This is a genomic window from Rhizobium sp. KNZ2-6A, from assembly GCF_056755475.1.
On record NZ_JBNDIC010000020.1, the window covers coordinates 89190 to 109015 of the forward strand.

The 19826-nt window shown below is 58.7% G+C and carries 14 protein-coding genes; 8 read left to right on the forward strand and 6 right to left on the reverse strand.

Annotated elements, in window-relative coordinates; translation table 11 throughout:
- Positions 1-63: 63 nt before the first annotated feature.
- From lysA to ACPYOP_RS15930, 4 genes are all read right to left on the reverse strand, one after another.
- Complete coding sequence (gene lysA, locus ACPYOP_RS15915; protein ID WP_481411329.1) at positions 64-1308, reverse strand: diaminopimelate decarboxylase; 1245 nt, start codon at positions 1306-1308, stop codon at positions 64-66.
- A 107-nt stretch (positions 1309-1415) separates the two neighbouring features.
- The gene (locus ACPYOP_RS15920; RefSeq protein ID WP_481411330.1) at positions 1416-2597 is read right to left on the reverse strand and encodes a PLP-dependent transferase; all 1182 of its coding nucleotides are present in this window, start codon (positions 2595-2597) and stop codon (positions 1416-1418) included.
- 14 nt (positions 2598-2611) lie between these two features.
- Entirely contained in the window at positions 2612-3979 is a 1368-nt protein-coding gene (locus tag ACPYOP_RS15925; protein WP_481411331.1) for an MATE family efflux transporter, read from the reverse strand.
- The gene (locus ACPYOP_RS15930) at positions 3976-5133 is read right to left on the reverse strand and encodes a GNAT family N-acetyltransferase (RefSeq protein WP_481411332.1); all 1158 of its coding nucleotides are present in this window, start codon (positions 5131-5133) and stop codon (positions 3976-3978) included. The genes ACPYOP_RS15925 and ACPYOP_RS15930 overlap by 4 nt, the downstream gene beginning before the upstream one ends.
- A gap of 325 nt (positions 5134-5458) precedes the next feature.
- Between ACPYOP_RS15930 and ACPYOP_RS15935 the strand changes: the two genes are divergently transcribed.
- From ACPYOP_RS15935 to fhuB, 8 genes are all read left to right on the forward strand, one after another.
- Entirely contained in the window at positions 5459-9457 is a 3999-nt protein-coding gene (locus ACPYOP_RS15935) for an amino acid adenylation domain-containing protein (RefSeq protein WP_481411333.1), read from the forward strand.
- Positions 9458-9489: 32 nt separating this feature from the next.
- Positions 9490-10809 (forward strand): lysine N(6)-hydroxylase/L-ornithine N(5)-oxygenase family protein, encoded by a 1320-nt coding sequence (locus ACPYOP_RS15940; RefSeq protein ID WP_481411334.1) that lies wholly within the window; start codon positions 9490-9492, stop codon positions 10807-10809.
- Position 10810: 1 nt separating this feature from the next.
- Complete coding sequence (locus tag ACPYOP_RS15945) at positions 10811-11530, forward strand: 4'-phosphopantetheinyl transferase family protein (RefSeq protein ID WP_481411335.1); 720 nt, start codon at positions 10811-10813, stop codon at positions 11528-11530.
- A 165-nt stretch (positions 11531-11695) separates the two neighbouring features.
- Complete coding sequence (locus tag ACPYOP_RS15950) at positions 11696-12286, forward strand: sigma-70 family RNA polymerase sigma factor (protein ID WP_481411336.1); 591 nt, start codon at positions 11696-11698, stop codon at positions 12284-12286.
- Positions 12287-12343: 57 nt separating this feature from the next.
- Entirely contained in the window at positions 12344-12817 is a 474-nt protein-coding gene (locus ACPYOP_RS15955) for a GNAT family N-acetyltransferase (RefSeq protein WP_481411337.1), read from the forward strand.
- Positions 12818-12878: 61 nt separating this feature from the next.
- Positions 12879-13691 carry an ATP-binding cassette domain-containing protein gene (locus ACPYOP_RS15960; protein WP_481411338.1) on the forward strand — a complete coding sequence of 271 codons (813 nt, stop codon included), beginning with the start codon at positions 12879-12881 and terminating at the stop codon, positions 13689-13691.
- Positions 13692-13770: 79 nt separating this feature from the next.
- Positions 13771-14586, forward strand: a complete 816-nt coding sequence (locus ACPYOP_RS15965) for an iron-siderophore ABC transporter substrate-binding protein (RefSeq protein WP_481411339.1) — start codon at positions 13771-13773, stop codon at positions 14584-14586.
- On the forward strand, positions 14583-16565 hold the full coding sequence (fhuB, locus tag ACPYOP_RS15970) for a Fe(3+)-hydroxamate ABC transporter permease FhuB (RefSeq protein ID WP_481411340.1): 1983 nt from the start codon (positions 14583-14585) through the stop codon (positions 16563-16565). Before ACPYOP_RS15965 ends, fhuB begins: the two co-directional genes overlap by 4 nt.
- An 81-nt stretch (positions 16566-16646) precedes the next feature.
- Here fhuB and ACPYOP_RS15975 read toward each other — a convergent pair whose 3' ends face one another.
- Positions 16647-17462 (reverse strand): class I SAM-dependent methyltransferase, encoded by an 816-nt coding sequence (locus ACPYOP_RS15975; protein WP_481411341.1) that lies wholly within the window; start codon positions 17460-17462, stop codon positions 16647-16649.
- 121 nt (positions 17463-17583) lie between these two features.
- On the reverse strand, positions 17584-19815 hold the full coding sequence (locus ACPYOP_RS15980; protein WP_481411342.1) for a glycosyltransferase: 2232 nt from the start codon (positions 19813-19815) through the stop codon (positions 17584-17586).
- Between the last annotated feature and the right edge of the window lie 11 nt (positions 19816-19826).

Genomic DNA, 19826 nt, shown 5'->3' on the forward strand with positions numbered 1-19826 from the left:
TCGTGCGGTGGCCGCCTTTCTTCTCGCGACCAGTGGCTACGTGTGCGAAGAAATTGGCTCCGCCTATATTTTCTCCAGCGCCAACAGCTCATCCACGGTCTGCCGCCTGCGGATCAATCGATGCGCAGTGCCGTCAATAAACACCTCAGGCGCATAAAGGCGACTATTGTAGTTCGACGACATCGTCGCCCCATAGGCGCCGGCGCCGTGGAACACGAGATAGTCGCCGACATGGGCTTCCGGGAGATCGCGGGTCTCGACAGTGCCGTTGTCCGTCTGCGTGAAGACATCGCCGGATTCGCAAAGAGGGCCAGCGACGACGGTCGGGAAAATTGTGCCTGCGGCATTGCGAGCTGACTCGCCCGGGATCACCGAAATATGGTGATAGCTTCCATACATGGCCGGTCTGGCAAGATCGCTGAAACCGGCATCGACCAGCACGAAGCGATTGCGCCCCATCATCTTCACGGCCCTCACCTCGGCGAGCAATACGCCGGAATCCGCGGTCAGGAAGCGTCCGGGTTCGATTTCCAGCCGGATCGGATGGCCGAAATGCGTTTCGATTTCGCGCCGTGCCGCATCCCAGAGCGAGAAGTAATGAGCGGGATCGATTTCCTCCTCGCCCTCTCTATAGGGCACGGAGAGACCGCCGCCGGCCGAGATCGCCTCGATATCGACATCAAGCCCGCGGCAGAAGCCGACCATCGCGCCGCAGACGCGCTGCAGGTGCCCGTAATCAACGCCGGAGCCGATATGCATATGCAGGCCGACCAGTGCCAGGGAATATTGGCGCGTCAGCGCCACGGCCTCCTGCAATTGTTCGAACCAGATGCCATGCTTGCTGCTTTCGCCACCAGTATTGGTCTTTTTGCTATGGCCATGTCCAAAACCGGGATTGATGCGCAGCCAGACCCGATGGCCAGGCGAGCGTTCGCCGAGCTGATGCAGCATGTCGATGGAGCCGATATTCACCTCGACCTTGTCGGCCACCACGCGATCGAGGGTCGGCCGGTCGAAGACGTCAGCGGTGAAGACCAGTTCCGCCGCACCCGACACGCCGCCAGCGGCGAAGCCGGCCCGCATCGCCCGCTCGATCTCGCCGAGTGAGACGGCATCGACCCGCACACCCGCTTTGCGCATTTCCCGCAGGATATGAATGTTCGAACAGGCCTTTTGCGCATAGCGAACGACGTCGAAGGCGGAGAGTTGCGCAATACGGCGACGGATCGCAGCGGCGTCGTAGATCCAGAGCGGCGTTCCATATTCGCCGGCAAGCGCGCTCAGTGTTTCATTGGAAGGAATGGTCATCTTGTCTCAATCGGTCAGGGCGGGAATAGATCAACGATGAATAATAGTATGGGCGGAGCGACAGTGCCACTCCGCCCCCTCTTACAATAAATAGGCGCAGACCCTCGCTAGCGTTTTGCTGCCACGAGCGCCTGCTCGAGATCGGCAATGACGTCCTTTGCCGCGTGCAGCCCGACATTGAGGCGGATCGTGCGGTCGCTGACGCCGAAGCGCGCGAAGACATTGGTCTCTGGCGAGATGCTGAGCGCAGCCTTTGCCGGCACCACCAGGCTTTCCGGCCCACCCCAGCTGACGCCGATGCGGATGAGACGCAGCGCGTCGACGAAATCGGCGACGTCGATGCGGTCGGAAACCTCGAAGGAAAACAGCGCGCCGAAACCGCTGAACGTGCGCTTTCCGGGATGATCGCACAGCGCCGGATGCATGACATTGGTCACATCGCCATGCGCCTGCAGCCAGGATGCGACTTCGAGGCCGGCTTCATGGTGATGGCGCATGCGGAATGGCAGGGTCTCGAGATTGCGCAGGACAAGCCATGCCTCGAAAGGAGCGAGCTTCGCACCCGTATAGGGGTAGATTTCGCTGTTGATGCGATCGATATGCACCTTGGAACCGGCCACGAGCCCTGCCACGGTATCGCTCTGCCCGCCGAGATATTTCGAGGCGGCGTGAATGACGATATCGACGCCGACGGAGAGCGGCTTCTGGTAGAGCGGCGTTGCCCAGGAATTGTCGACCATCGTCACGACGCCATGGCGGCGTGCCGCCTCGGCGATGGCGGTCAGATCCTGCAACTCGAAAACCATCGAGGTCGGGTTTTCGAGATAGGCGAGCTTGGCGCCGCGAAGTGCCGCGATCATCGCCTCGGTATCCGTGCCATCTATATAGTCGACGGCGACACCGAAACGCTTCAGAACCTTTTCGAAGAAGCGGAAAGCATCGCTATAAACATGCCGCACGGTGACGATACGGTCGCCCGGCCCGACGAAAGCAAGGATTGCCGCGGCGATAGCGCCCATGCCGCTCGAAAAGGCGCGTGCCTCTTCCGCGCCCTCCATTTCGGCGATCCTGCGCTCCAAAAGCCGCACGGTCGGATTGTCGCCACGCGAGTAGATCGGCTTCTTCGAGCGGCCGGCAAAAACATCTTCCAGCTCCTTGTAGCTATCAAACAGGAAGAGGGATGTCTGATAGATCGGCGGCACGGCCGCATCGAACGGATCGTCGCGAGGCGGCATCAACGCATCCGGAATGGCGTGTCTGTAGGCATCGAATCTCGGGGTCTCGTTCATGACGTTCCTCATGGTCAGGGGTGAAGTGTCGATTGGCTGATGAGGCTTGGCGCATCCGCGGGCAGAATGGCGAGCCATTCCCGCCGAGCGACGAAAAGGCCAAGAATGGCGGCGAGGATAGCAGCCACGGCGGGTGCCGCGGAAACGCCGCCAAAATCCATCCAGAGCGGCAGCAGAAGAAGAAGCGGGATCAGCAGATAGCCTTGCGGCGCGAGCCCGACCAGAGCGGACAGGCCAGCCCTGCCCCGCGATTGCAGCATCACCAGCAACACGGATTGAAAAGCCGCCAGCGGGAAGACCGGAAAGAGTGCGCGCAGCCACGGCACCGCTTCGCCGACAACCTGCGGACTATCGGTGAACAGGCGCGCGATCGGTTCCGCCGCCAGGAACAGCAGGGCGGAATAGAGCAAAGCAACGGGTACGGTCACTGCCAGCATGAAACGGATGACGGCCTTTAGCCGCTGGGCATCGCCGGCGCCGAAGGCATGGCTGACGACGCTCTGTGCACCAAGGCAAAAGCCGAACAAAGGAAGCTGCCCCAAAGTCATCAGACGAATGGCGATCGCTGTCGCGGCCACACCTGTATCGCCGCCATGGACCGCGGCCTCCCGCATCAGGGCGAGAAAGCCGAAGCCGGTCACGATGCTGGTCGCGGCGGCGGGGATGCCGATCCTCGCGATCGGCCGCAACAACTGCCAACGTATCAGCCCACCGGTGATGCTGACCGTTCCCCATTTACGGACAAAATAGACAAGATAGCTGGCAAGGGCCGCGATAGCGGAAATGATGGTCGCCAGTGCCGCGCCGGATGCGCCGAGCTTGAAGAGGAAAATGAAAACGGGATCGAGAATAGCGTTCAGGGCAAAGCTGGCGATCAGCACGATCATCGAGAAGCGTGATTTGCCCTCGGCAATCGCGATGAAATCGCAAACGGCCTGCAACAACCCCAGCGTCACGCCGAAAGCGAGCAGCCGGCCATAGTCCAATCCCGGGGCAAGAAGACTATCGCTAGCACCAAGTGCGCCGACGAAATCGGGCAGCCCGAGATAAATCAGTACAGAGAGGGCGATGCCGAGCGGAACCGTCGCCGCGAGCGCTGTCGCGGCGACCGAGGAAGCGGCTTTCAGATCGCCCTCGCCGAGATGGCGCGCGAGAAGCGTGGCAAGCCCGATGCCGAGCCCCTGGCCTGCCGCCGCGACAAGCAGAAACAGCGGCATGACCAGGCTGATGCCTGCCAGCACATCCGGCCCGAGGGCGCCGAGAAAGACCGCATTGATCGCATGATGTCCGGCACTGGCGGCCAATCCCGCCACTGCCGGCAGCGCGACTGTCAGAACGAGCCGCTTGATGCGCGGATCGTTCATGTCGACAGCTGCCTTCATCGCTCCGCATCTCGCGGCAACGAACCCAGAACGGGCTGACCGTCCTCATCAAAAAGGCCGGTGAGATCCGGCATCAGCAGCCGGTCCATGAAGAAGCGCTCGCGCAAAAGCATGACCAGAAGCGCCTTCTTGTGCGGAAACTGGATGTGCTTGACCTTGGCGAAACCCGAGCGGTCGAGATTGCGGATCTGCTGGGCATGATAATGGATCGGCTCGCCGACGATGCGGCGGGTGCGCGGATCTGTCAGGAACATGTAGTGCATCAGCGATGGCAGCCAGGCGCTGACGAAGCCTTTTCCGCGGAAATCGTCTTCGCCGATCGCGACGTGCCAGCCACGATCGTAGCCATCGGCTTCATAGTGCGGTCCGATCCGATCTTCCTTGGCCCAATAGAGTTCGAAATAGCCGAACGGCACGCCGCCGAAGGTTCCGATCAGCGGCAAAGTCCGCGGATCGGCAAGGCGCCCCGCGATGAAGTCGCGATGATAGGAAAGTTCGCCGCTATCCTCCCATATGGCGGCGACCCGGGGATCGTTCATCCAGCGATGAAAATACGGGAGATCGGCCTCGATATCGGCGACATGGAAGCCAAGCTGCGTGTTCAGCCAGGGAATGAAGCGATCGTAGACGGGGCCAACTGGCTTCGGCGGCCTTTGCGGATGAAGGACATTGTTCGTCAGGATCGGCACTTCCGGATAGGCGGCGGGTACGCTTCCAATCCAGGATCTTGCCTGCTGAAAGAAGGATTCGGCGCGCACGATCAAACGATCGCCCCGACGCTCGACCGCGCCCGCTTCCACCAGGCGCTTCGCAAGGCCGTCGTCCGCAAGCTCGATCTCAAAGCAAATCACATGCGGATTGCATGTGAGAACGGCTTCCAAGACGGCATTGACGATATCCTTGCTGGAAGCAGGCAAAGCGGCTGAAGATATGGTGTCGAAGACCAACTGGTTGGCGGCTGGGCCTGAGAGAAAGCCAGAGGCAACCTCAATGCCATTTTGCGCGACGCGGAAACTGCCCGATGCCCGCCCCGGCGACACGATGAGCGGCCGAACACAGGCGAGTGCATGACTTGCAAAGCCTGACGCCGGCAGGCGCAAGTCAAATGATCCCTCCGCCGTCTTTTCATCCCTCAACGCTACGGAAGCATCCATCTTTTTCTCCATATTTCGAAAGCGCACCCTCTGGAATCGGCAAGCTGTACAAGGCGTTCATTCCGCAGTGACGAACGACGTCAGGCGAAATTCAAAATATTTTCCAAAAATATTTTTTAAGATTTCTCTGAATTTCCTCAGGCGCTGTTCGTCATGCAGCTACGACAAGGTAATTTCCCGTAGATCTGAATTTATCGACGTAGGAAAGTCAGCATAGTCGGCTAGTTAAACTCAATGTCTATTTATAGACATTGTTAAGTATACGCTATTGCATTCTATCGCACCGAATATGCATTTCGAAATATTGATGGAGAGCGGCGAAGAAATGACCATTCATGATCGGAACGCTAGGGCAACAAATGACTCCGATTACGTCGCCAAATGCTCGCTGTCCCCGACGCAATCGCGCATCTGGCTCTTGTCGGAGACGGGTAACGAAGCCGTCTATGGACGGCAAATACTCGCCATCACCTTCCCTCCAGTCTCTCTTGCTATGGCGCAACAAGCTCTTGCGATGCTTTCGCGCCAGCATCCCCTCATCACATCGGAATTCGAGGCGCGGGCGGGCGGCGCCGTTCAACAGATCCTGAGAAATGATCGTACGGTCGACATCATCGAGACGGAGCTGGCTGCTGGTGGCGATCTGAGTGCGGCGCTGACCGCAGCCGCCACCGCAGAACAGGCCCGCTCGATCGACCTGACGAACGGCAATCCGGCGCGCTTCATTCTCGCAAAGCAGAACGGCCAGGCCGTCGGCGCAGTATTTTCCCTGCATGCCATCATTGCCGATGCGATGACGCTGGATTTGCTGGCAACGGATTTCCTTCGCAATATCGACAGCAGCCGGCCGGCGGACATTGCCGAAACCACCTTGGCCGACGCAGTGTCGTGGATGACCGGCAATGGCGCACCGCGCAATCCGGCGCCGGAACTGGTCGACTTCTGGTTCCAGCGATTGAGGGGACGAGAGAATATCGCATCGCTGCTGCCGCAGACGTCGGCGGGAAAAAACATCGTCGACGAGGCATGGTTCGAGCATGCGCTTGAAGTCCCTGTGCCGGGGCGGCTTATTCAGACGTTGGCGACTGCGGAAACGTCCCGCGACCTTCTCGCAGCACTCGGGATCGCCCTTCGCCGGCATTCCGGTCACAGTACGCTAAGGATCGGCCTGGTCACTCGGCCGGAAAATCAGACGATCGCGGCACGCAGCGAGGATGTGCTGATCCTGACGACGGAACTCAACGGCGCCATGACGCTGGGCGACGTTCGTACGGCATTCACAGAGGAAATCGAGACCGCCGCCCGGCAAGCCCTGCCTTTTGAGGCGCTTGCCGATGCGCTGCTGCGCCGGGATGAGCTGTTCGACACGACAGGCCTCGTCAAGACGCTTCTCGATGTGCGGCCTTCCCTGCGCTTCATGGAAGCGACACCGGATGGCACAGCAAGCCACAGCGTCGTCGAGCCCCAGACACGCCGCGACGCCGAACTGGTCATCACCGTTTGCCCGGTCTCCGATGAGAGGCTTCGCATCGGCTTCGGTTTCGATCCGCAAAAGCATGACCGAAAACAGATCCTTCGCTTTGCCGATGATCTCGCCATCGCGCTCGCGCGGCTGAACACCAATCCCGACGAGCAGATCAAACACGTTCCGTTCGTTTCGCCTGAAGAGCTGGACAGGCTCTCCGCGCCCTATCCCGACGCACCGGAACCGGACGATGGCACGCCGATCCATGAGGTCATCTCCGCGCAGGCGAGACGACGGCCGAATGCCTTCGCCGTGGCCCAGGGCGAGAGGTCGGTAACGCATGGCGAGCTCGAGGCTGCCGCAAATCGGCTGGCACATCGCCTGATCGCATTGGGGGTCGGACCGGAAAAACGCGTCGCCATTGCGCTCGAAAAGTCGATCGATGCCATCATCGCCATCCTGGCTGTTCTGAAGTCGGGCGGCGCCTTCACGCCGGTCGAACCCGATCACCCGGAAGCGCGCAATCGCCATATCCTAACGGCGCCGGGGCTCTCGCTGGTCATTTCCCGCGCTCGGCACATCGCAAACCTTCCAAGCGATATTGCAACGCCCTTCCTCAATCTCGACGTCATTGACCTCTCCAAGGAAAGCAGCGAAACGCCTGCGACCGTGATCACGCCGCAGCAGCTTGCCTACGTGATCTACACCTCCGGCTCGACGGGCGTGCCGAAAGGCGTCGCGGTCGAGCACGGCCCGCTGGCGCATCATTGCAAGGCGACCTTGCGCATCTACGAAATGAGCGAGGAGTCTTGCGAATATCCCGTCCTTCCCTTCACGTCCGACGGCGGCCACGAGCGCTGGATGGTGCCGCTGATGGCGGGCGGCGGCGTGGTGCTGACCCAGGATAAGCTCGCCACACCCGAAGATGCCTTCGCGATGATGAAGCGCCACGGCGTCAACAATGCCAGCCTGCCGACAAGCTATGTGCGAGGCCTTGCCGAATATGCCGGCGAGAACAGCGAAGTACCGCAGCTGCGGCTCTATTCCTTCGGCGGCGAAGCTTTGTCGCAGGCGGTGTTCGACATGATCACCGAGAACCTGAAGGCGCAGCTGCTGATCAACGGCTATGGTCCGACCGAAACGATCATGACGCCGATGATCTGGAAAATCCCCGCGGGCACCCGCTTCGAGGGAACCGTCGCCCCGATCGGCCGCGGCGTCGGTGATCGTCGCATCTATGTGCTCGATGCCGATCTCGCGCCCGTTCCGGTCGGCGTGATCGGTGAGATCTATATCGGCGGCAGCGGTCTTGCGCGCGGCTATCTCGGCCAGCCGGAGCTGACGGCGGATCGCTTCATTCCGGACCCTTTCTCACCCAACGGACGGCTCTATAAATCCGGCGATCTCGGCCGCTGGCGGGAAGACGGCATCGTCGAATTCGCCGGCCGCGTCGATCACCAGATCAAATTGCGCGGCTTCCGCATCGAGCCGGGTGAAATCGAAGCCGTTCTGCGCTCCGATCAGCGCGTCGCCGAGGCAGTCGTGCTGCTGCACAATGAAGGCGGGCGCAGCTCGCTGGTCGCTTATGTGGTGCCACGCGAAGGCGAAAGTCTTGGCGTCACCGAACTGCGCCGCGCCGCCATGACGGCCCTGCCCGACTATATGGTGCCGCAGACGATCATGCTGATCGACAAGCTGCCGATGGGACCGAACAGCAAGCTGGACCGCGCCGCCCTGCCGGCACCGCGCATCGAACGCGAGATGGCAGCACCTGACAATGACAAGGAAAAGGCGATCCTCGACGCCTGGAAGGAAATCCTCGACATCGGCGATATCGGTGTCACGGAGAATTTCTTCGATATAGGCGGTCAATCGCTGGCGGCCGTGCGCATCGTTTCGCGCCTGAAGATGCGCCATCCCGAATGGCCGTTGTCGATCGCCGATATGTTCAATCACCCGACCGTGCGCGATCTGGCGCTCGCGATCGACGGCAATCGCGACGAGGCCGGCGTCGACGTGGTCTATCTTCGGCGAAACGGCGACCGGCCGGTGCTTTACTGCTTCCCCGGCCTCCTCGTCAGCACGCGCGAATATATGCGCCTGGTCGATTATCTCGGCCCGGAACAACCGGCAACGGGCTTCATCTGCTATTCGCTGACGGAGACCAAGACGCTGAGCACCCGCGTCGAGGATATCACCGCGCGCTATGCGGAGGCCGTGCGCAGAAAAGCTAAGGGCCGCCCATGCGCCTTCCTCGGCTGGTCCTGGGGTGGACTGCTTGCCTATGAAGCCGCCCGCCAGCTCGGCAACGACATCGACCTGCGCATGATCGGCATGGTCGACGTCTGCGACATGGACGAGGAATTCACCGTCGGCATCATGCCGCGCTTCGAAGACGGCATTCGGGACCGCACCCATGTCGCCGTGCAAAACTGGCTGGCAACCACGCCGATGCGCGAGGACTGGAAGAGGCTCTTTGCCGCCATGAACGAGGAGGTCTACGAACAGTTCCTCCACCATGTCATCAAGCACAACGTCAAGCTGCCGACGGACGGTCCGGACATCGGCTCGGAGGAGCATACGTTCTGGATCCTCATCGACAATGCGATGATCTTTCGAAACTACCGCCTTGAGCAATCCGAGTTCCGCATCCACGCTTTCGCGGCCGAGGATTCCCTCACACGCGCCCTCAATGTCATCGACTGGCGGCGCTTTTCGCAAAACGCCACCGCCTCGGAGATCGTCACCGGCACCAATCATCTGACGATCATCGGCAAGACGCCCTTCCATCAGCGCTTCGCGCGACGGCTCGATCACGCTTTTGCAGCGGACTCCCTGTCCGCCGACATCATCAAGTAACCCCTCTTTCGATATCATTCTGGAGCTGCATCATGACATCGCACGTGCTCGACCTCGCCGGGGCTGGAATTGGTCCGTTCAACCTCAGCCTTGCCGCCCAGCTCGACTCCGTCCCGGAACTCTCGGTCCGTTTCTTCGAACGGCGCCCATCCTTTGCCTGGCATCCGGGGATGATGCTGCCGGGCGCCGAGATGCAGACGTCCATCCTCAAGGATCTGGTGACCGCGACCAATCCGACGAGCCCCTGGAGCTTTCTCTCCTATCTTGTTGCTCATAAACGCTTTTATCAATTCCTTAATGCGGAATATGAAGCCGTTCCACGCAAGGAATTCGCCGATTATCTCGGATGGGTTGCACGCGGGCTGACTTCGCTTCGCTTTGGCGCAAGCGTGCGCGAAGTCCACGCCAATGATGGTTTCTTTTCCATCGCCACCGACGATGGCGTCATTAGCGCCCGCAATCTGTCCGTCGGCGTCGGCAAGGTTCCGGCCCGCCCGGCCTGGGCGGAGCAGCTGCCGAAATCCATGACCTTCCACAGCAGCGAAGCGGCCCAGCGCCTCGGCGATGTGAAGGCTCCCCGCGTCGCCGTTGTCGGCGGCGGCCAGAGCGGCGCCGAGATCGTCGATGCTCTCTTGGATCTCAACACCGTCTCGACCGTTCACTGGATCAGCCGCCGGCCGAATTTCGAACCGCTCGATGCCACGCCCTTTACCAACGAACTGTTCACGCCGGGCTATATGGAGCGCTTCCATGGGCTGCCCGAGGAGCTTCGGCTCATGCATACGCGCCGCCAGGTGCTGGCGAGCGACGGCGTTTCCGGCTCCACTTTGAAGAAGCTCTATCGCCGGCTCTATGAGCGCAAGCTCGAAACCGCAGGTGCCCCGGATCACGGCATATCGCTGCGCCCTTTCCGCAACGTCATCGCGGCCGAGCAGGATGGCCCCGAAATCCGGCTGACCATGCGCAACGGCTTCGATGACAGCATCGAAACGCTGGCGGTCGACATGATCGTTCTTGCCACCGGCTATCGCTTCGTGCTCCCGGAATTCCTGCACACGCTCGAAAACCGCATCGAACTGAGCTCCATCGGCGAGCCGGTGCTGGAAAGCGATTTCTCGCTGGCATGGGATGGCCCGCGCGAAAACCGCATCTTCGTTCTCAATGCCGGCAGACACAGCCACGGCATTGCGGAACCGCAGCTCAGCCTGACCGCGTGGCGCAGCGCCGTCATCGCGAATGCCCTGCTCGGCCGCGAGTATTTCAATATCGGCCAGCTCGAACCCATCGTTCAATGGGAAACGCAGGAACACTCGACGGAAATCCCCTCTCATATGGGACAGGCGGCGGAATAAATTGACCACCCGCCGAGAGGGAGAAGGCGTCGCGCAGGTCGAGCTCCACAGCCTGCATCTGCGCGAGGGATTTGATGTCCCTGACTGGATATTGAGCGAAGCGGAAAGACACCGTGCGGCGGCATTTCGATCGACTGAGGCGCGGCGTCTTTTTATCGCCGGGCGGTTCCTTTGTCGCCGCATCCTCGCCAATCTGCTCTGCCGCGCGCCGCAGGCCCTCCCCATTGCGATTACGCCATCGGGCAGACCCTATCTGTCCGACTATCCCGATATCGACTTCAATATTTCGCATGCGCGCGATCGAGTGGTGCTCGCGATCTGTCGCGGCGGCCCAATCGGCATCGATATCGAACACCGCGATGCATTTTCGGAGAAGGAGGCCTGCGAGTTCATGCCGATGATCCTTTCCGAACACGAGTTCAATCAAATTCATCAGTTGGACGGGCAATGCCGCCGCGATGCTTTTCTCGCTCGCTGGGTTCAAAAGGAGGCTGCGCTGAAATGCCTTGGCCAGGGCTTTCTCACCGACCCGCGAAGCGTGACGCTCCCGCCCAGAGTTACAACTTCTGGAAGCGAAAGCCAGCTACCGGGCGAACCGATTTTCATCCATTCCGGCCGGATCGGGGGCGAAGAAAGTGGGGATTTTCAATGGGCTGTCGCCACATCAAGGGTCGTGACAGAGCCGCAGTGGCAGCATCACATAAACGGGATTTCCTTATAGATCATATTAGAAAGTTAAAATAAAATCAGGTGCATAAACCATGATTTAGGAGATGCTGCACTTTCCCACTCCACTATCTTGACTATCGTTGTCATGTTTTATAGGTTCCCTCTCAAAAAGAGGGGCACACAGAAATGCAACTTTGGATTTCAGCGAGAGCCCGACATGATTGCCAACCATTCGCAGTCGACTTCCAATGAGCAACTCCAAACAGCACTTCACGCCTACCCGAAACTTCTCTCCGTCGCGCGCCGGATCACCGGTTGCATGACTTTGGCCGAAGATGTCGTGCAGGAGGTTCTCCTGCAGCTGGTCTCCAAACCGCTCGGAGAAGACATAGCCGCGCCCACCTCCTATGTGATGCGCATGGTGCGCAATCTCGCCACCGATTATATGCGGCGGCAGCAATATGAACGCGGCCTGTTCGTCGAAGAAGAGGTCGGAGGCAATACCTCGGCCTATGGAAGCCCCGAAGAACATCTCCATGAGGCGGAGGCCTACAAGGCCTTTCGCTGCACGGTCGAAGCCATGCCCGCCAGAACCCGCAAGTTCTACGAGGAGCACTATTTCGACGACATTCCCCAGAACATCATCGCCAAGGAGGCCGGCGTGTCCTGCGCCCTTGTGTGCGGCCTGCTGCGAGAGGCGCATTCGCGCTGCCTGGCCGCGATCTCGCTTGAAACCGATCACAATTATGCCGTCACCAGCAACCATCGGCGAAACCGATCCGCACGGGTTCGGGAGATGCGGGCCTAATGGGAATACGCCGCCATCTTCAGCTAACAACGGTCAAACGACGTGAAAGGAAACTAGATGCAGGAAGCTGTCGAGATAACCGAATTCAAAGGTACGATCTGTCGGGACATCATGTCGGAGCTTACGGAGTGGTTCACCGATCCTGATGTCGTCGATGCCTGCGCAGGCGCCGTCGAAACCCTGCCGATGTTCGGCTGCGTCGAGGCAGGCACCGTGTCCGGCTTCGTTTCGTTACGGGCGCATCCGCCGGCTGCCATGGAGATCCTGGTGATTGCGACTAGACGCCAATATCACCGCAGCGGCGTCGGCAAGCGGTTGCTGGCGGCAGCCGAGACATTCGCGCGTTCCTCCGACTGCAAGCTCTTGACGGTCAAGACCCTTGCGCCGCGTGGCAAAGATGAACCGCAATATGAAATGACGCGCGCCTTCTATGACAGGAACGGCTTCATCCGTGCGGAAATATTCCCAACGCTTTGGCGTGAAAGCGATCCATGCCTTTTCTTCGTCAAACCCTTGATTTCAATCAATTAACCAAGCCGCTTCGCCGGCAGTCAACATGTCAGGAAGCCGCCGAGCTTCAGCAGGAATGATAATGAACGACGAAACTACCGCCCGAAACGATCAGCGTCATGCAACGGTTTTCACGACGGAAGGCCTGCGTTTCGAGGTCGATGGCAAGACCATTCTTCACCCGCTCGATATCAGCTTCAATGCTGGCGAGATTTCCGGCTTGATCGGTCATAACGGCTCCGGCAAATCCACACTGATCAAGTTGCTGGCGCGGCAGATCCAGCCGACGGGCGGGCGCATTCTGTTCGACGGGGTTGCCGCCGGCTCCTATGACATGCGTGCTTTCGCGCGCGCCGTCGCCTATTTGCCGCAGGATACCACATCGGCTACCGGCATGAAGGTCGAGGAGCTTGTCGCCTGCGGGCGCTATCCCTGGCACGGAGCGCTCGGCCGCTTCACCGATGTCGACCGCGAAAAAGTGGAGACCGCGATGAAGCTGACGCATGTCGATACGCTTGCGGGGCGGATGGTCGATACGCTTTCCGGCGGCGAGCGTCAGCGCGTCTGGATCGCGATGCTGGTCGCCCAGGACAGCCGTTGCCTGCTGCTCGACGAGCCGACTTCGGCGCTCGACATTGCCCATCAGATGGAAATTCTCGGGCTTGTGCGGGAGCTTTGCCGAACGAAGGATTTGAGCGTTATTCTCGTCCTGCACGACATCAACGTCGCCGCTCATTTCTGCGATCATCTGCATGCGCTGAAGCAAGGTCGCCTGATTGCCGCTGGCCCCTCACCAAGCCTCATGAAAGCCGAGACGCTGCATACGATCTACGGCGCCAACATGGGTGTCACGGCCCACCCCGTGCATGGGACGCCGCTTGCCTATGTCATTTGAACGCTGCTTTAAGACCCTGAAATTATCCCGCCGTACGCTTCTTGCCGCCGCAGCACTTTGTGCCGTTCCGAGAGCGGGAATGGCGGCCGAAACGATACCAGGCCCGATCGTCTCCCTGGATTATGGCTTGGCCTCGACACTGCTTGCCCTCGGCGTTACACCAGCGGCCATCGCCTCTCTTGCCGACTGGAATACTTGGGTTGTCGAGCCGAAAATGCCTGATGGGGTCATCGATCTCGGCACTACCAGCGAAATCAATCTCGAGGTTCTGGCCAGCGTCAGGCCGGCGCTGGTCCTGACGACGCCCTATCTCGCTCCCCTGAAGCCGCGACTGCAAGCGATTGCGCCGGTCATGGAACTGACAATCTATGCCGAAGGCGGCGAGGCACTACAGCGTTCCATCGCCGCGACACGGCTGCTTGCCGACGTCATCGGCCGACGACCACAGGCAGACGATTTCCTCGCCCGGTCCGAGCAATTCTTCGACGATTGCGCAAACCGGGTGAAGACGCTTAACCCTCCGCCGCTGGCGCTGATCAATTTCGTCGACCAGCGCCATGCCCGCATCTACTGCGGTGCCGGCCTCTATCAGAACGTCATGACCAGGATCGGCCTGAAGAATGCTTGGACTGGGCCTGGCGACTATTGGGGTTTTGAAACGATCGGCCTGGAGCAATTGGCAAGGCTCGACCAAAATCTGCGGCTGATCGCATTCGAGCCGTTGCTTCCACCCAATGTGCTCGACAACCTGCAGGATAGTCCGCTGTGGACCAGCCTCCCCTTCGTGCGGGCCGGGCGCGTATCCGTGCTGCCGGGCACATTGATGTTCGGCATGGTGCAGGAAGCGCAGCGCTTCGCACGTATCCTGCTCGATCATTTGGAAAAATTTGCATGACCCGCATCGAAGCGAACAATCCCCTCGGCGCTCCGGCTGTGGCGCTGACGTTGTTGGTGTTCGCCGGCCTCCTTTCCTGGCACCAGCTGGCGCCTGATCTTGCACGGCTGACAACGCAGGCAGCCGGCTACGATCCGCGGCGTCTGTTGCTGCTATATTCGACGCTGCCGAGAATTGCGACGGCGTTGCTGGCCGGTGCTGCCCTTTCGCTGTCGGGAAGCCTGTTGCAGCAGGTGCTGCGCAACCCGCTGGCCTCGCCCTCGACGCTCGGCATTTCCGCCGGCGCCAACCTCGCGCTCGTCGCCGTCATGCTCGCCTTTCCCGCTCTGCAGGGCCTCACCCGCGACGCGGTCGCCCTATTCGGTAGTGCGGCAGCCGCGTCCGTCGTTTTCCTCATCGGCGCAAGGCGCGGCTTCTCGCCCCTGGCGCTCGTCCTTGCCGGGCTGATCGTCGGCGTCTGGAGCGGCGCGCTGGCCGCTATTCTCGTCTTGATGAACGATCGCTATCTCTCCGGCCTCTTCATCTGGGGTGCCGGATCGTTGGCGCAACAAAGCTGGACCATTCCGCTTTCTCTCCTTCCGAAAATCGCTGTCCTCTCCGCCGCCGCGCTCCTGATGGCCCGGCCGCTATCACTCATGGAGCTCGGCGACAGTGGCGCGAGCGGACTTGGCCTTTCGGTGAAACGTACGCGTATCGCCGCCGTCTGTATTGCGATCGCACTTGCCGCCATCGTCACCAGCGCGGTCGGCGTCATCGGCTTCATCGGCCTGATCGCGCCGCGCATCGCTCAGCTTGCCGGTGCCCGGCAGATGAAGAGCCAGCTCGTGTGGTCTCCCCTTATCGGGGCCGGACTATTGCTTTTGACGGACGAAGCATTGGTGTTCCTTTCCGGAACATCCTCGACCTTCCTTCCGACAGGAGCCATTACAGCCTTGCTCGGCGCGCCGCTGCTGCTTCTGATGTTGCCGCGCCTGAAAACGGCACAGCGCAACGTTTCGAATCCGTCGCAGGATGCGAACCGCGCCATGCGAACACCAAGGGTGCTGTTAGTCGCATCGATCCCCGCACTCCTTCTTCTGTTGGCGGGTGCGGTCTTCTTCGGCCGCGCGCCCGACGGTGCCTGGGCTTTCCTGAGCTATATGCATTGGCCGGACGTGCTGCCCTATCGGCTGCCGCGCATCGCCGGCGCCTTTGCCGCCGGCACGATGCTGGGCGTTGTCGGCGCCATCCTGCAGCGGCTGAGCGGCAATGAGATGGCAAGCCCCGAGGTTTTGGGCATTTCCGCGGGCGCGACGCTCGGCGTCACTGCCGCGCTCTTTCTCCTGCCTGCTCCGGGCATAGTCGCGCAGCTCGGCTTCGGCGGCCTCGGCGCTTTCGCCGTTTTGGTTGCCATTTTCCTTTTCGGCATCCGATCCGGCTTTGCGCCCGAACGCGTGCTTTTGACGGGTATCGCGCTCGGAGCCATGCTGGATGCCTTCATCAGCGTGCTCGCCGCCAGCGGCGATCCGCGCGCGATGATCGTCATGCAATGGATGAGCGGCTCAACCTATCTCGTTGATATACCGAAGGCATTTTCAGCAACTGCGGCTGCAATTGCGGGTCTCGCGTTTGCCTTCCTCGGCCATCGATGGCTCGATCTCTTACCGCTCGGCCCGCAAGCAGCGCAAGCGATCGGCATCCGCGTCAATCGCGCCCGCGCCTGCCTCTTTGCGCTCGCCGCAACCATGACCGCCGCCGCCACCCTCATCCTCGGCCCGTTGAGCTTCATCGGCCTCATGGGTCCGCATCTGGCAAGAGAGCTCGGATTGCGCCGCGCCGCGCCCCAGCTCGCCGGTGCCGCCCTTGCCGGCGGTGGCCTGATGGTGCTGGCGGACTGGTTCGGCAGAATGCTCGCGTTCCCCTATCAAATGCCCGCCGGCCTCGTCTCGGCACTGGTGGGCGCGCCGCTGCTGCTGGTGCTGATGAAAAAGCCTCGGTAGCTTATAGTGGAATAATCTAGTGAACCGTCATGAACTTACATTCCCGCAATGAATGCGGCAGTATGAGGACGGGCGACCAAGCTATTTTTTCAGCAACATCGTGATTGGCATAAATCGCTGCACATCGATGTAGCGAGCTATCGTATCGTAAAGCCAATCGCTTCCAGTCATGCTTTTAAACATTTGCCGCGCGGTCCCATGGGGAATGAACGGATCAACGACCTCCAACCCCATGATACGTGCCGCCCCCACAACTTCGTCGTAGGATAGATAGTCATGCATCTGAATTCGCTTATCGAACGATGGTTCCATCATATCGAGCCCGCGACCAAGTTTGCCTACGATATCGCTTGCATAGCTATCTGACAAAAGCCGTACAAACGGAAGTCTCGTATCGTGGCGATCAAATGGATAGAGGGAATTTTCCGTATCGATATGGACAACCCCGCCAGGCGCAACCAATTCGAACAAGCTCTTGAGAGCCTTGAACTGCATCTCTCGAGGGATATGCTCAACCACCTGATAGCAATAGACGAAATCAAATTGCTCCCTCATGCGAGATTCGACGGGGGTTATCAGATTTCCTTCTCTAGCAACGATCGTCGCACTGTGTTCATTGAACCTCATATTCGAGATTCGAACCGCTTCCTTTGAGTAGTCAAACGCTGAAACGCTTCGAGCACCCAATTCCCAAGCCGCGATAGCAGCAATGCCAGTTCCACATCCCACATCGATGAAGCGGCTTCCTTCTATTTCGATATGGGGAGCGCAGGCTTTCAGAAAGCTCTTAACCCAATCAATACGGGTTGAAAGCTCGATTTGCAGGCGCTCCGCGCTAGACGCACCTGTATAATGCTCAATCGCGTTTCTGAAGGTTTCTGAATATTGCTGGGTCATAAAAAACATATATCCAGCACGCATCTCTCATACAAGCGCCTTTACACAACCGGAATGAACCATTAGGTCGAGCTAGAGGTAGTTTGTACGTCCATATAACTTTGGTCTGGCAAAGTTAAACCTAAAGAACTGTCTCCAATTGCTCGCCAACAACGTCAAGTAGCGGCAAGAAAGAATGGGCCATAGCATCTTCGGTAAATAGCAGCTCATAACGAGCTCGGCCTGCTTTTCCCATCTGCGTCCTGAGGTTGGCATTCGAAATCAGCACTTTCATCATTTCGTAGAGCGACACGGCGTCAGCAGGCTCGGCCAAAAGGCCAGTTTCACCATGCGTTACAACCTCTGGCATTCCTCCCGTTCTACAAGCAACCACGGGCTTAGAACACATCATCGCTTCCAATGAGATCAACCCAAATGATTCATAGCGCGAAGGCGCCACGAAGATATCACATGCTTTATAAAATTGTCGTAATGCTTCTTCGTCACAGCGACCATGAAAATGGATCCGTTCACGTACATTCTGCGGAACCTGTCTAGCTTCGAATTCTAAACGATATGTTGCCCGACCACCGATCGAAATTGTATCATCACCGACGATATCTAATACGATCTCAGGAAACTCAGCTAAAAGTCTTGGCGCAACCTGTAGCAGAATATCAATCCCCTTACGGGTTTCTAAGCGACCCACAAATAACAACTTTATAGTCTTTGACGGAACAGAGGTGGCCGGCAATTTACCCCAGTCCGATAGTCCTATCGGAGCCACCAACACTCGCTCTCCGAAATCAACGTCACAGAGTGCCTCAACATCCTTAGCGATTGCCTGGCTTATAGAGTGGATACGCCACGAGCCTTTTACTAGCAGCCGTTCCATAGAAAGGATCGGGTTCCCAAAAACTCGCATCCATTCCCCATCGGCTCTTTTCTCAGGATAACTATCGAGCCAATGATTCATTGTCGTCTGCAGCGACGTGACAAGATGGAATTCTCTGTCCAGAAGTACCGCGATCCCTTCACAATCCCATATTGGAGCATACACAAGATCCACCCGCCGACGATCAGAAATATGCCGTATGATAGCGAGCGCGGTGTTGGACCAGTTCCAAATGTGTTGCGGAATTATGTCTGGAGCAATAGGATTATCTTGCGGTAGATCTATATGCTTTGGAATAATACGATGAACCCAGACGTTGTCCTCGTAGTCCAGCCGATCATGACCCGAACCCTTCGTGACAACGTGAACATTATGCCCCATTCTCCCAAGCGCAGCCGCAAGTTGCGATATATAGCGAGCGATGCCGCCGTTTTGGTTGGGGGGATAGTCCTGGCTTACGAAACATATAGTTTTTCGGCCCTGAGACGGTCGCAAAACCGAGACATTGCGAAAATCCTCGGCATGCGCTCGCATAACGGCTTCTGAAAGCAAGCACCTTGACGGCGTCAAGCCACGCTGCATCCCATCTCGCACCGCGTCGGACATCTCTTTATCGAACTTCCGGCGTTCAATTGCGCTATAAAGGCCATTTCGATATCCATTTTCTACAGCCTCGGTCCATGCCGTTACGTCATCCAAACCCGCACGTACGCAATCATCGAGACTGTAATGGAAGGACGCATTTTTCAGAGCAAAATAAATGCGATTTTTTATGAGAGGATACCAGCTTCGAACAATCTTCTTGCTATCGCGGATGCTGCTCTCTGCAAATTTATGATGCACAAAGGCGCGATCTGACTGAATTATTTCATAACCACGATCTAAAAGCCGGCACAGCACGTCGGTTTCGTCGAGAAAGTACTCATATTCTTCATCGAAACCCCCAATTTCAAGTAACGCTGTACGAAGGAATGACGAGTTCGTCCCAAGTAAATGAGGTATCACTGCTGACATCGGAAAATTGAATTCCGGCGTCGGGCGATGCCAATTAAAAGGGCGACCAAGTCGATTAACTGCGACATATTGGCTCTGGAAATTGACTCCAGTATTGTCGTAAACAAATCCACCGACAGCACCAACGGTGCCCCGACTGTATTCAATGGCAAGATCTCGTAGCCACTCAGGTTCCGGAACAGCATCATCATCAATAAACGCAACAATGTCGCCTGCGGCCATCGCGATGCCGACATTACGTGATTTTGACAAATTCCTTTCTGAGCAGCGAGCGATTTTGAACGCCGAACTATAACTTTTAACGATTTCCTCCGTACCATCCGCAGTGGGTCCAATGACTACACAAACTTCAAAGTGCGGATAGTCGATATGCAACAAACTCGAAAGAGTTGCACCTATCGTCTTTGCTCGACCGTCGGTGTTAATTACAATGCTGAATGACTTCACGTCGGCATCAGGCGACATAACTGGACCCG